A 13463-nucleotide genomic window follows, 5' to 3' on the forward strand; every position below is an offset into this window, starting at 1 on the left:
GTAGTTAATTACATTTGCAGCCACAAAACACAGTAACAATGTTTCGCACTATTGTACATATCAGCAGCAAAGAATTCCGCCCACTGGGATGGAATATTGTTTGCGGTGCCAATAGTGGTGTGCAGTAGTTTGATCTGATAAAATGTACATACACCTAAAGCCCCGCATAGCATGCGGGGCTTTGCTTTTACACAAATCTTATGGGTATGCGGCAACACATTCTTCCATGCAGCATGCGTGGCTTTTGCATCGAGTTTGTTGCAGGCGTTTGTGCAAAGGTCAGCGCTGTGTTTGCTGTTGATCATAGACTTGTTTACGGAATAATATCATCACCGGCTTCAGCGTAGCGTTGACCAACGTTGTTGGTTACTGAAAGGCCCGGTGTACCTACATCCGGGCCTTTTTTAATGCAATAAAATACAGGAACAATGAAACTTTTATTGGTGGTGCTGGCTCTGCGGCAACTCTTGTTGTTGCTGCGTGCAAGCGCTGCAGCCAGTGAAGAAAAATCGATTGGGCAAGCATCTTTATGGATGCTTGCAGTTTTTGAAAACACGATACATACAAACATTTTATGGAACAAACATTCCAACAAAAAACAATGAATGCCAGCAGCATTTTCGGTAACAATTACCTGGAAGGAAAGCTGGTGTACTTATATTTTTTCAACAAGATTCCTTCTGTGTCATTTGTAAACGGCATTGATGGAGAAAAAGTTTGCGCTGCCATCAAGGAGCAATACGCCGACATGATCACCGCAGTATATGCATACCGGGCTTTTGATAAAAAAGGAAAACGCTATGAGTTTGATAAAGCGGTATTGATGTTGCGCAACGGTTGCGTAATTGAAATAGGATGCTGGTATGCGGAGCTGTTTCACGACGATACCGACGATGCATTTGTAACAGCGATTACAGAGTTGACACAACGCTTCAAAGGTAAAGTGCGCCGCAAGCCGCTTGAGATCAACCTGATTGTTTCGGGTACGCATGGCCTTGAGTTGCGGACCATGGAAGTAAAACGCAAAAGCCTTGACCTGGATCTTTTTTATGATGATGATTTTAAAGAAGTGCACGGCGTTATTTACAACAGGCTGAACCGGAGTAGCGACAAAGGGATTGTGTTGCTGCATGGCTTGCCCGGAACCGGCAAAACAACTTACCTGCGGTACCTGATTGGAAAGATCAAAAAGCGGGTGCTGTTTTTGTCGCCCAACATTGCCGGCGACCTGATGAACCCTGCTTTTATCGATCTGTTGATCGACAATCCCAACACGGTGGTCATCATTGAAGATGCCGAAAACATCATCATGGATCGCAAGGCCTCGGGTAGTTCGGCAGTGTCCAATCTTTTGAATATTTCAGACGGGCTGCTGGCTGATTTTTTGAACGTACAATTGATCTGCACGTTCAACAGTTCGCTGACCCTGGTTGACAGTGCGCTGATGCGCAAAGGACGCCTGATTGCGAAGTATGAATTTGGTAAACTGGGCGTGCACAAAGCACAACGATTGAGCGATCATTTAGGATTTGACACCACCATTACCCGCCCGATGACGGTTGCGGAAATCAGCAACCAGGCCGACATGGAATTTGAGCCAAAACGACCCGAAGTAATTGGGTTTAGAAGTGCGGGATGGGCAAATTAAAAAACAACCAACGGGCTATTTACGAACAGCCTGTTTAAAAATCACTGTATGGCAAAATTAAAACTAAGCGGCAAAGAGCTGCGGGCAATAGGCTACCCGGAAGGGCCGGTGATTTCTATTGCCATGAACGTGATGGAGCAACACTTCAAACACCTGTCGAAAGAAGATGCGCTGGAAATATTGCGTTCCATCATACAGAGCCCCAACCAGTATGCACATGATGGCATATTGGGTAAAATTGCTGCGGCACTGTTGCCCAAGCCCTCAGGGCCCGGCGATGAGATCCGGTTGAAAACCGAAGGCGTGCCTTTCCAGGTGTTTGGTGCCGCCGGCATTGAGCAGGGAGCACTGCACCAGATGCATACCGCAGCCAAAATACCAGTGGCGGTGGCGGGCGCCCTCATGCCCGATGCGCACCATTGGGCTCTTCAGGTTCGGGCAATCACTTTGTGGAGTTTGGCGTGGTGGAAATTGGCGATGAAGATTTGGATAATGGTGTGGGTGCATTGGGTATTGCGCCGGGGAAATATCTGGGGCTATTATCACATTCGGGTTCCCGTGGACTGGGCGCAGCCATTGCCAACCATTATACTGCGGTTGCGAAGAAAAAACGGCGCCTACCTGGCGAAGCACAAAACTTAGCTTGGCTCGATCTTACCGAGGAAGAAGGGCAGGAATATTGGATGGCGATGAACTTAGCAGGCGATTATGCATCGGCCTGTCATCATATCATTCACCAGAAAATTGCGAAAGCGCTGGGCCAGCGGCCCATGCAGATGGTAGAGAACCACCACAATTTTGCCTGGAAAGAACGATACAACGGCCGCGAAGTAATTGTGCACCGGAAAGGCGCTACGCCTGCAGGGAAAGATGTGCTCGGCATTATACCGGGCTCCATGACGGCGCCGGGATATATTGTGCGGGGCAGGGGCGAGGTGGCCTCGCTGGCTTCGGCTTCGCATGGTGCCGGCCGCAAGATGAGCCGTACTGCAGCCCTAAAGAGCATTACCCACAAGGAACTGAACCAGTACCTGCAGGAGCATGGTGTAAAGCTGCTGGGCGGCGGGTTGGATGAAGCGCCTTTTGCGTACAAAGACATCCGTGAGGTAATGCAGGCGCAGGCAGACCTGGTTGATATTGTTGGCACTTTTTATCCCAGGATTGTACAAATGGATGGCGCCGTGCCCAAGCAGTGGAGCAAAAGGGGGAAGAAATAGGGTATGGGTTTGGGTGGGCAGCATTCAGCAATTGCTGTTACCGTCATTGCGAGGCGTATGAGCTACATGGTAAAACTTGTGGCTCATGCGCCGAAGCAATCTCCGAACCAAACTGATGAAATACCTAAGTGATGCTTGGAAGGGAAATTGTTTCGGCGCACAAAATTTATCATCTACAAAATTTAAAATGCGCCTCACAATGACGAACAAACGTTATTAGTTACACCCGGATGTATACCCGCTTTTTATCCATCCAATACCCAATAGCCCAAAGCAACACCACAAAACACAACGCAAAAAGAAAAGAACCAACTTCGGGCGGACCCGGCACTTTTGCACAAACATTCTGGTAAAACCAGCCCCATGGATTAACAAATTTTGGCTCGCCGGAATCTGTAGTGCCAGCCGGGATGCGGATAAGCCACAACAGCTTTGGTATCAGTCCACTCAGCGCATAAATAAACAGCGGGTTTTTGCCAAACACTTCAAAAAAATAAGTCCACCTGCCGCGGCTGCCCCTTATTTCAATAAAATACACCAGCGTGGCCAGCAGCGCAATGGCTAGCCCACTGGTAGCCACTACAAAAGAAGAAGTCCATATTTTTTTATTGATGGGAAAAGAAAGGTTCCAGGCATAGCCTGCGGCCAGCAGCGCCACGGCGGCCAGCAGCAAAACAGCGATGGTCTCAAACTGCGAATGTGTGCCGCCTTGCGGAGGGGGCGCTTGCTGTTGCATCAGGCCACGTCTGCGGATATAATCGCCCACCAAAAAGCCAAAGATCACGTTCACCACGGCGGGGAGTGTGCTGGCCAGTCCTTCGGGGTCGAAGGGGATGCCCTCGCCGCGGTACATATGGGCTTCGCCCAAAATGGCTTTATCGATGGCGGTGCCGCCCCAGCCGGCCAGGCTGTACGGGTCGGCCGGGTTTGCCCCAATGCACCACGCCCAATACAGCAGGAGCAGGATGGCGCCAATCACAAATGCGCCCCTTGGTTTGGCATAGTAAATAATGATGGAGGCAAAAAAGTAACACAGCGCAATGCGTTGGAGTACGCCAAAGATCCGCACCCCGGCGGGTTCGCCGTTGGCGCGGGTCCAGGTCCACCCTTTGAACACGAGCTCGTTATCCTGCCATTGCACAAACGGGAACCAGTTGAGGAACAGTCCAATGAGGAAGATCAGCGCGGTTCTTTTCAATAATTTTTTCCAAAACACCGCATCGCCCTGTTCTGCCAGGCGCGGCAGCACAAAAGCCTGCGCATTGCCTACGGCAAAAAGAAAAAAAGGAAACACCAGATCGGTGGGGGTGAGGCCGTGCCAGGGTGCATGCTCCAGCGGGCTAAAAATATGCGACCAGCTTCCGGGGTTGTTTACGAGGATCATAAAGGCCACGGTGGCGCCTCTGAACACATCAAGGGCAAGATATCGTTGTTTCAAAACAGCGGTTTTGGTTTAAAAGTAATACTTTGATGCGCCCAAAATGTATTCATGAGCTACAGCGAAGTTTTTATACACCCAACGGCCGTGGTAGACGAAGGCGCCGTGATTGGTGCCGGTACCCGCATCTGGCATTTTTGCCACCTGATGCCGCGCAGCCGGGTGGGCCAGGGCTGTAATATTGGCCAAAACGTGTTCATAGATAATGAAGTAGTGGTGGGCAATGGGGTAAAGGTCCAAAACAATGTGTCGCTGTATAATGGGGTGATCGTGGAGGATGATACTTTTATCGGTCCTTCGGCGGTGTTTACCAATGTTATTAATCCAAGAAGTTTTATTGAGCGGAAATCGGAGTTTCGGACCACGCTGGTGCGCCGCGGGGCAAGCATTGGCGCCAATGCCACTATTGTTTGCGGGGTAACAATTGGGGAATATGCCCTCGTTGGTGCCGGCGCGGTGGTGACCAAAGATGTACCCGCCTATGCATTAGTGGTGGGCAACCCAGCTCAGCAGCAAGGGTGGGTAAGCCGTGCAGGGTATCGGTTGGCTTTCAATTCTTTAGGAATGGCTACCTGTACCAGCACGGGCGAAATTTATGGCTTGCAAAATGGCCGGATAAATATGTTATCCAGCTTTGATCAATAACTTGTTCAAAATCTGCACTTTTTATGGGTTTGTCAGTCACAGCGCATGGCCTATATTTGCACCCGTTTATGGTTAGCTACTCGGTGTGCGTCAAAGAAAAGACGTGTGACTGAGGTGGCGAAGCCGTGCCAACTGCCCATGAGTCACAAGTGGTTAGCCCTGTATACCAAGCCCCGGTGGGAAAAGAAAGTGGCCCAGCTGCTCACCCAAAAAGGAGTCGAATCCTATTGCCCGCTCAATAAAGTGCGGCGCAAATGGAGCGACCGCGTAAAGCTGGTGGAGGAGCCCCTGTTCAAGTCGTATGTATTTGTACGCATCACCGATGAGGGCCGCACCGAGGTCCGTATGACCGAAGGGGTGATCAATTTTGTGTATTGGAACGGCAAGCCCGCCATTGTAAAAGACAAAGAGATCCAGACCATTCAACGCTTTTTAGACGAGCATGAAAATGTGCGGTTGGAACAGCTGGAATTACAGCCAGGCCAGCAGGTGCGCATCATTGCCGGCCCCCTCATGGACCGGGATGGCAAGGTGCTGGAAGTAAAAAACAAAGTGGCCCGGGTGCAGATCGAAAGCCTGGGATATATGCTGGTGGCGGATATTGATAAAAACAAACTCATTTCAAACTAACACGTACCCATGCGTAACTATTTGTTGCTGGTACTTTTTTGCGGGCTATTCATCACCTCTTGCAGAACCGAGCAGCGGGCCATTCAGAATTATGTAGAGGATTTACAGGATACTACTATGCGCATCAGCCGGTACATGGCGGAGCCGGTGATACAGAAGAATGATTTGTTAAGTATTAGGATTCGGAGTGCGAGTCTGGAAGAATCTGTAGACCAGTTGTATAATCTCCAAACAGGTACAGGTGGGTCGGCTGCTGTAATGAATAGTCCTATGAACGCTTACTTAGTAGATCAACGGGGGGAAATTGAGATGCCCCGGATCGGACTATTGAAAGTGGAAGGGCTTACTAAGACACAGCTAGCGGAGCAGATCAAAGAAAAATTAAAGAGCGAATTGACTGATCCAATGGTTAATATAAGGTTTCAAAACTTCCGGGTGATCATCATGGGCGAAGTGGGCGATCCTGGTGTGCAAACTGTGCCAGTAGAGAATCTTACAGTTCTCGAAGCCTTGGCAATGGCAGGGGATATAACACAGTTTGGAAACAAAACCTCTGTGAAAGTGTTACGGGAAAATGACGGGCAACGCCGCCTGGGCATTATCGACCTTACTTCTTCCAAGATGTTTGAGTCGCCTTACTATCAGTTACAGCAAAATGATGTCGTGCTGGTACAGGCCACCCGTTATAAGGCCCGGAATGCGGAACAACAACGCATTGCACAACAGGTTGGGTTTGTATTGACCATTGTAACGAGCATTGCTGTAGTCTATAACATTTTTACACGCTAAGTCCGTATCCCATCATTAAATGGAAGATCAGCTTCAAATAGCGCAAAAGGAAACCCCGGGTCTGAATATTAAAGAGCTATTCTTTAAGTATATTCGTTTTCTGCCTTGGTTTGTTTTTTCGGTTGCTTTTGCATTACTCGGTGCCTATTTATACTTACGCTACACAACCCCCACTTTTGAATCGGCAGGTGCGCTGATCATAAAAATTGAAGGCAACAGCGGATCAGGTGGCGGAAGTGAAGCTAGCGACCGCTTTTCGCAGCTATTTGTTTTAGACAACTCAATCAATGTTCAGAATGAGATTGAACTGCTCAAGTCGCATCAACTGATGCAGCGGGTAATTAACAATCTGCAACTTAATTTTCAATATTTCACCAAAGGAAATATACGTGAGGTGCATCATTATAAAGATGTGCCTTTTTTTGTACAAGCAATCACTTTAGCAGATTCGGGCAGCACCAAAGAGTTGGAGTTTGAGTTCAATAATAACGATGCATTCAAAGTAAAAGATGGGAATGCAATGTATGCCTTCGGCCAGCCTTTTTCTGTTGCTGGTAGCACTTTTCGCCTGATCCGCCGGCCCGGTGCCAGTGTAGGGGAAGCTTACAAGGTCATTTGGCATCCTACCCGTCAACTGGCTAAGGCTTATGCTGCCGATTTGCTGGTTACTCCTAAGGGCACCACAGGCATCCTAAACCTGACTTTTCAGGCTACACACCCGGTATTAGCTGCCGATGTGCTCAACCAGTTGATGCAGGAATACAAAGTGGTGACCATCGAAGATAAAAACGAAACCAAGCGGCAAATCATCAACTTTATCGACGACCGTTTGCAGGTGGTGTCCAAGGAGCTTGATAGTGTAACGGGCAGCTTGCTTTCATATCAGTTAGCAAATAATCTTCTAAATCCTAATTCGCAATCCTCTGCGTATCTTAACAAAATAGATACATACGAAGAACAGATCAACACCCAACAGGTTCAGGTGAATGTGGCGAATATGATCGATACATACCTTCGGGACAGCAAGAATGATTTTAACGTAGTGCCGTCTTCACTTGGTTTGAGCGACCCCACCCTGAACACAATGATTGCCGCTTATAATGTGGCCCAATTGGAACGGAAGGGATTATTGGATGCTAATGTTCCCGCGGCTAATGCACGGGTGCAGCAAAAGACTGGTCAGATCGAACAATTGCGGCTGAATATCTTGGAGAGCCTGGCCAATGTGAAAAGGGCTTACGCTGCAGCAATCAGCCGTTTACAGCAGAACCGGGGCACTGTCCGAGCCGAGATACAGCAACTACCTTTAAAGGAACAGAACCTTCTGGAGATCAAAAAGCAGCAGGAAATGAAACAAAGCGTGTTCAACTTCCTGATGGAAAAACGTGAGGAAACGGCTATTTCATTGGCAGCAACCATTTCCAACATAAAAGTAGTTGAAGACGCCAGTGTGAGTCAAATACCAGTCGCTCCCAATAAAAAAACGACCCAGTTGATCGCTATTGTTGCTGGCTTGTTATTACCAGCCCTAGTGATTTTTGCACGGGAAGCGTTGAACGATAAAGTTACTAGCCGGGCAGATATCGAGAAGTTTTCAGACGTCCCTATTCTAGGGGAAGTGGGTCATTCATTCTCTGAAGAAACCCTAGTTGCCAAGCCCAACAGTCGAGGGATGGTGGCCGAGCAGTTCCGGGTTATCCGGTCCAATCTGCAGTACATCCTTTCCAATATGCAAAACCCGGTGATCCTGGTTACTTCTACCTATAGCGGCGAGGGCAAATCATTTATTTCTACCAATCTCGGTGCGGTACTTTCACTGGCCAACAAACGCACTATTATATTGGAGTTCGATATCCGCAAACCTAAAATACTTTCGGGATTGAACATGCAAAAAAAACCGGGACTAACCAATTGGCTCTTGGGTAAAGCTGCAATAGAGGACCTGCCCATTCCGGTAGCCGGCTACGATAATTTGTTTGTGCTTTCCTGTGGTCCGGTGCCACCCAACCCGGCGGAGATGCTGCTCAGTCCGCAACTGGAGAGCCTATTTACTTGGCTGCGTGCCAATTTTGATATAGTAGTAATGGATACCGCACCGGTTGGTATTGTAAGTGACGCGCAAACGCTGAGCCGCTTTGCCGATGCCACGCTGTATATTGCCCGCCAGGGACGCACCCTGAAAAAGCAGGTGGGCTTGATCGATGAACTGTACCATTCCGGCAAGCTGCCGCACATGTCGGTCGTGATCAACGATGTGCAATTACAGGCCGGCTATGGCTATTATGGGTATGGCCGGTATGGGTACACTTATGGCTACGGTGAGAACTCTGGTTACTTCGAAGAAGAAACAAAAGGGGGCTCAAATGGCAATGGCCTGTTTAGCTGGCTCAAAGGAAAAAAGAAAAAGGCCCGAAGCAAAAAGCATTCTGCTTAACGCCACCCCGCTCAACCCTCAACCCCTAAACTTCTAAACTCCTCAACCCCTCCATGAATATATTAGTGACCGGCGGCGCCGGCTTTATTGGATCCAACCTGGTAAAAGGCCTCTTTGACCGCCCCGATGTACAACTGGTGCGGGTATTAGACAACCTGGCCACCGGTTCCCTCCAAAACATAGAGGAATTCCGCCAGGACCCGAGATTTCAATTTATTGAAGGCGATATCCGCAACTATGCCACCTGTTTGGAAGCATGTGCCGGTATAGACGCCATCAGTCACCAGGCAGCGCTAGGATCGGTGCCCCGCTCCATCAACGACCCGCTCACTTCGAATGAAGTAAATGTGACGGGAACCCTCAACATTTTTACCGCTGCAAAAGAGAAGGGGGTTGGCCGTGTAGTTTACGCGGCTTCTTCTTCTACCTACGGCGACCATCCCGGCCTGCCCAAAGTGGAAGACCGCATCGGCAACCCGCTATCACCCTATGCCGTTACCAAGTATGTAAACGAACTGTATGCACGGGTATATGCCACTACCTATGGCATGCAACTGGTCGGGCTGCGCTACTTCAACGTGTACGGTCCTAAGCAAAATCCCAAAGGTCCTTATGCCGCGGTGATCCCGCTGTTTGTAAAAGCAGTGCTCGACAATGAACCCCCACAAATAAATGGCGACGGCGAAACCAGCCGCGATTTTACCTATGTGGCCAATGCCGTGCAGGCCAACATTCTGGCACTTACCACTACCAATACCAAAGCGGTAAACCAAGTGTACAATGTAGCCGTTGGAGAACAAACTTCACTCAACCAATTGTTCGAAAGTATAAAGGCCCTGGCCGGCAGCGACCTGGCCCCACTTTACGGTCCCGAACGCAGGGGCGACGTAAAACACAGCCTCGCCGATATCTCCAAAGCGAAAAGCTTGCTGGGCTATGAGCCGGAAGTATCTGTAAAAGAAGGTTTGGCAACCACCTTTGAATGGTACCGCAGCAAACATCATTTTGCATATTCATAGGGTGAGTTTAGGAGATTAGAAGTTTAAGAGTTTTTTAAACCCCTAAACTGTCAACTACTAACTACTAACTACTAACTATCAACTCCTTCATGACCATCATTTTCACCGGCGGTGCCGGCTTCATCGGTTCCCATGTGGTTCGCTTGTTTGTGAACAAGTATCCACAATACAAAATTATCAACCTCGATGCCCTTACCTATGCAGGCAACCTCGAAAACCTGCGCGATATTGAAGGGGCACCAAATTATTTTTTTGAAAAAGTAAACATCCTGGATGTTCCCGAATTGGACCGGGTCTTTACGCAGCACAACCCTGATGGGGTCATTCACCTCGCTGCAGAATCACATGTAGACCGCTCTATTTCTTCACCACTCGATTTTGTGTACACCAACGTAGTTGGAACGGTCAACTTGTTGAATGCAGCAAAAAAGCATTGGGCAGGTTCAACCGAAGGAAAACGCTTTTACCATGTAAGCACGGATGAAGTGTATGGCGCTTTGGGTGCAGAGGGCTTGTTTACAGAAACAACTCCGTACGATCCCAATTCACCCTATTCTGCATCCAAGGCAGCATCCGATCATTTTGTGCGGGCTTATGGCGAAACCTATCATCTTCCCATCGTAGTTACCAATTGTTCTAACAATTACGGCCCAAATCATTTCCCTGAAAAGCTGATCCCGCTGTTTATTCACAACATCATTAATGGCAAGCCCCTGCCGGTATATGGCGATGGACTTTATACCCGCGACTGGCTGTTTGTAAAAGACCACGCCACCGCCATTGACCTGGTGTACCATCAGGGTGGGGAGGGCGAAACCTATAATATTGGCGGCTTCAACGAGTGGAAAAATATTGACCTCGTAAAGCTGCTGTGCAAGCTCATGGATGCCAAACTGGGTAGGCCGGAAGGGGAAAGCGAAAAGCTCATTACCTATGTAAAAGACCGTCCCGGCCACGACCGGCGCTATGCCATCGATGCCTCCAAGATCAACAAGGAACTGGGTTGGGCCCCTTCGGTAACTTTTGAAGAAGGCCTGGCGCAGACCATCGACTGGTACCTGGAAAATGGCGAGTGGCTGGAGCATGTAACCTCCGGCGCTTACCAGCAATATTACGAACAACAATACGCGCAATAACTTCTTTACCACGAGACAACTCATTGTGCACCTTCGTGCCCTTTGTGTCTTCGTGGTTCAAATCAACCCAGCCTCATGAAAGGAATCATTCTGGCCGGCGGCTCAGGCACACGGCTTTACCCAATTACCAAAGCCATCTCTAAGCAACTAATGCCGATCTACGACAAGCCGATGATCTATTACCCCTTGTCGGTATTGATGATGGCAGGCATCAATGAGATCCTGATCATTACCACGCCGGAAGATCATCCGCAATTCAAACGCTTGCTGGGCGATGGCAGCGGGGTTGGTTGCCGGTTTGAGTACGCCATACAGGAAGTGCCCAATGGGCTAGCACAGGCATTTGTCATCGGGTCTGATTTTATAGGAACGGATAAAGTGGCCCTGGTGTTGGGCGACAATATTTTTTACGGTTCCCGTTTGGGGCGCCAGTTACAGGAATTATCCGATGTCGAGGGCGGCTATGTTTTTGCCTACGAAGTGTCCGACCCGGAGCGCTATGGGGTGGTGGAATTTGATGATAGAAATAATGTGCTTTCCATCGAAGAAAAACCGCAACAACCTAAATCGCACTACGCCGTGCCTGGGTTATACTTTTATGACAACACAGTGGTGGAAATTGCAAAAAACCTGCAGCCATCACCGCGGGGCGAATACGAGATCACGGATGTAAATAGAGAGTATTTAAAAAGAGGGGAACTAAAGGTGTCCATTCTCGACCGCGGCACTGCCTGGCTCGACACGGGTACTTTTGATTCATTGCATGATGCCACCGAATTTGTACGGGTGATTGAAAAACGCCAGGGTACTAAGATCGGTTGCATTGAAGAAATTGCCTGGCGCATGGGGTACATCAACAATGAACAATTGGCGCAACATGCAACCGCACTCGCCAAAAGCGGGTATGGTACTTACCTGAAAGGGTTGAAAAAAGAAAAGGTGGCTACCCAGTTGTAAAATTTTTATTGTGTCATCCCGACGCAGGAGGTATCTCAACTATGAACATTTAAACACTTTCCAACAACTAGATGCTTCGCTGCGCTCAGCATGACAAAACAAAAAGTCTGCAATTATTGGTACACCCAACAAAAGTGCAACCACTTTTCATTTGTCATCCCGACGAAGGAGGGATCTGAGTTTGCATCTTGCAACAGCACTACAAATCAAGGCCCTGCTGCCCTTCACAACAGTAGCACCAAAGCCCAATCAGGGAACCATCCCGCCATCAGGCTGTCATTGATGGCGGGGCTGCGGGGTTACTTTTTTGCAGAAGCAAAAAAGTAAAAATCAAACATAGCAGTCGCCTTCTTTCAAACAACATACAGAATTCAATCATATAATATTTTACCTTCACCCAAAACCGAACCTATAAAAATGGCAAATAAAACCGCACTGCTTACTGGCGTAACTGGCCAGGACGGCGCATATCTGGCTGAACTGCTGCTGGAAAAAGGCTACATCGTTCACGGCATCAAACGCCGATCTTCGCTCTTCAACACCGACCGCATCGATCACCTCTACCAGGATCCCCACGAACGCAACCGCAACTTCATCCTGCACTACGGCGACCTTACCGACTCCACCAACCTGATCCGCATTATACAGGAAGTGCAGCCCGATGAGATCTACAACCTCGGTGCCATGTCGCATGTAAAGGTATCGTTTGATACCCCTGAGTATACTGCAAATGCCGATGGCATCGGCACCTTGCGCATCCTGGAAGCGGTACGCCTGCTGGGCCTTACCGAAAAGACCCGTATCTACCAGGCTTCCACTTCAGAATTGTATGGGCTGGTGCAGGAAATCCCACAAAAGGAGACCACACCTTTTTACCCCCGTTCGCCCTATGCAGTGGCAAAGCTGTATGGCTATTGGATCACGGTAAACTACCGAGAAGCCTATGGCATGTATGCCTGCAATGGCATTCTCTTTAACCACGAAAGCCCGCTGAGGGGTGAAACCTTTGTTACCCGAAAGATCACACGGGCAGTGGCACAAATAGCTTTGGGCATGGAAAGCTGCCTGCACATGGGCAACATCGATGCACAGCGTGACTGGGGCCATGCAAAAGACTATGTGGAAGCTATGTGGCGCATCCTCCAACAGGACACCCCGGAAGATTATGTTATTGCTACGGGCATTACCACACCGGTGCGGGAATTTATCCGCTTGGCATTTGAGGAAGTAGGTGTGGAACTGGGCTTCAGGGGCGAAGGAGTGGAGGAAGAAGGATATGTAGTATCCTCCACGGGTGAGTATGGCATTGAAGAAGGACAAGTGCTGGTTAAGATCGACCCCAGGTATTTTCGCCCAACCGAAGTGGACCTCCTGATTGGCGACCCTACAAAAGCACAGGAAAAGCTGGGCTGGAAGCCAAAGTACTCCCTCAAAGAAATGATTGTGGAAATGGTTGCCGCCGACCTGGAAGCCTTCCGCAGGCATAAAACCCTTGTGGAATCAGGATTTACAGTAGCTAGGCAGTTCGAGTAAGGGCATCCGGGAATGGT

General features: G+C 49.0%; 13 protein-coding genes. 11 read left to right on the top strand and 2 right to left on the bottom strand.

The window, feature by feature from the left end:
- Positions 1–8: 8 nt before the first annotated feature.
- Positions 9–305, bottom strand: a complete 297-nt coding sequence (locus tag EPD17_RS05665) for a hypothetical protein (protein ID WP_132052485.1) — start codon at positions 303–305, stop codon at positions 9–11.
- Positions 306–428: 123 nt separating this feature from the next.
- Between EPD17_RS05665 and EPD17_RS19885 the strand changes: the two genes are divergently transcribed.
- The 3 genes from EPD17_RS19885 to EPD17_RS20185 all read left to right on the top strand — a co-directional run bounded on the left by EPD17_RS19885 (position 429) and on the right by EPD17_RS20185 (position 2865).
- Entirely contained in the window at positions 429–605 is a 177-nt protein-coding gene (locus tag EPD17_RS19885) for a hypothetical protein (protein WP_165929536.1), read from the top strand.
- Positions 575–1648: an AAA family ATPase gene (locus tag EPD17_RS05670; RefSeq protein ID WP_132052487.1), complete on the top strand. Its 1074-nt coding sequence runs from the start codon at positions 575–577 to the stop codon at positions 1646–1648. The genes EPD17_RS19885 and EPD17_RS05670 overlap by 31 nt, the downstream gene beginning before the upstream one ends.
- Positions 1649–2112: 464 nt before the next feature.
- Positions 2113–2865 (top strand): RtcB family protein, encoded by a 753-nt coding sequence (locus tag EPD17_RS20185; RefSeq protein ID WP_240040789.1) that lies wholly within the window; start codon positions 2113–2115, stop codon positions 2863–2865.
- A gap of 220 nt (positions 2866–3085) precedes the next feature.
- Here EPD17_RS20185 and EPD17_RS05680 read toward each other — a convergent pair whose 3' ends face one another.
- Entirely contained in the window at positions 3086–4303 is a 1218-nt protein-coding gene (locus tag EPD17_RS05680; protein ID WP_132052489.1) for an acyltransferase family protein, read from the bottom strand.
- Positions 4304–4354: 51 nt separating this feature from the next.
- On the opposite strand from EPD17_RS05680, the gene EPD17_RS05685 reads away from it, so the two are divergent.
- The 8 genes from EPD17_RS05685 (at position 4355) to gmd (ending at position 13446) form a co-directional block, all read left to right on the top strand.
- Positions 4355–4948, top strand: a complete 594-nt coding sequence (locus tag EPD17_RS05685) for an acyltransferase (RefSeq protein WP_132052491.1) — start codon at positions 4355–4357, stop codon at positions 4946–4948.
- A gap of 138 nt (positions 4949–5086) precedes the next feature.
- Positions 5087–5578 carry a UpxY family transcription antiterminator gene (locus tag EPD17_RS05690; protein WP_132052493.1) on the top strand — a complete coding sequence of 164 codons (492 nt, stop codon included), beginning with the start codon at positions 5087–5089 and terminating at the stop codon, positions 5576–5578.
- Between the two features lie 9 nt (positions 5579–5587).
- Positions 5588–6367 carry a polysaccharide biosynthesis/export family protein gene (locus EPD17_RS05695; RefSeq protein WP_132052495.1) on the top strand — a complete coding sequence of 260 codons (780 nt, stop codon included), beginning with the start codon at positions 5588–5590 and terminating at the stop codon, positions 6365–6367.
- A gap of 19 nt (positions 6368–6386) precedes the next feature.
- Positions 6387–8801, top strand: a complete 2415-nt coding sequence (locus tag EPD17_RS05700; protein WP_132052497.1) for a GumC family protein — start codon at positions 6387–6389, stop codon at positions 8799–8801.
- Positions 8802–8854: 53 nt separating this feature from the next.
- Entirely contained in the window at positions 8855–9820 is a 966-nt protein-coding gene (locus EPD17_RS05705; RefSeq protein WP_132052499.1) for an SDR family oxidoreductase, read from the top strand.
- Positions 9821–9909: 89 nt separating this feature from the next.
- Entirely contained in the window at positions 9910–10956 is a 1047-nt protein-coding gene (rfbB, locus tag EPD17_RS05710; protein ID WP_132052501.1) for a dTDP-glucose 4,6-dehydratase, read from the top strand.
- A 75-nt stretch (positions 10957–11031) separates the two neighbouring features.
- Entirely contained in the window at positions 11032–11913 is an 882-nt protein-coding gene (gene rfbA / locus EPD17_RS05715; RefSeq protein ID WP_132052503.1) for a glucose-1-phosphate thymidylyltransferase RfbA, read from the top strand.
- A gap of 417 nt (positions 11914–12330) precedes the next feature.
- Positions 12331–13446 carry a GDP-mannose 4,6-dehydratase gene (gene gmd, locus EPD17_RS05720; RefSeq protein WP_132052505.1) on the top strand — a complete coding sequence of 372 codons (1116 nt, stop codon included), beginning with the start codon at positions 12331–12333 and terminating at the stop codon, positions 13444–13446.
- Positions 13447–13463 lie beyond the last annotated feature (17 nt).

The organism is Pseudocnuella soli, assembly GCF_004347775.1.
GTDB classification, from domain to species: domain Bacteria; phylum Bacteroidota; class Bacteroidia; order Chitinophagales; family Chitinophagaceae; genus Flavisolibacter; species Flavisolibacter aquaticus.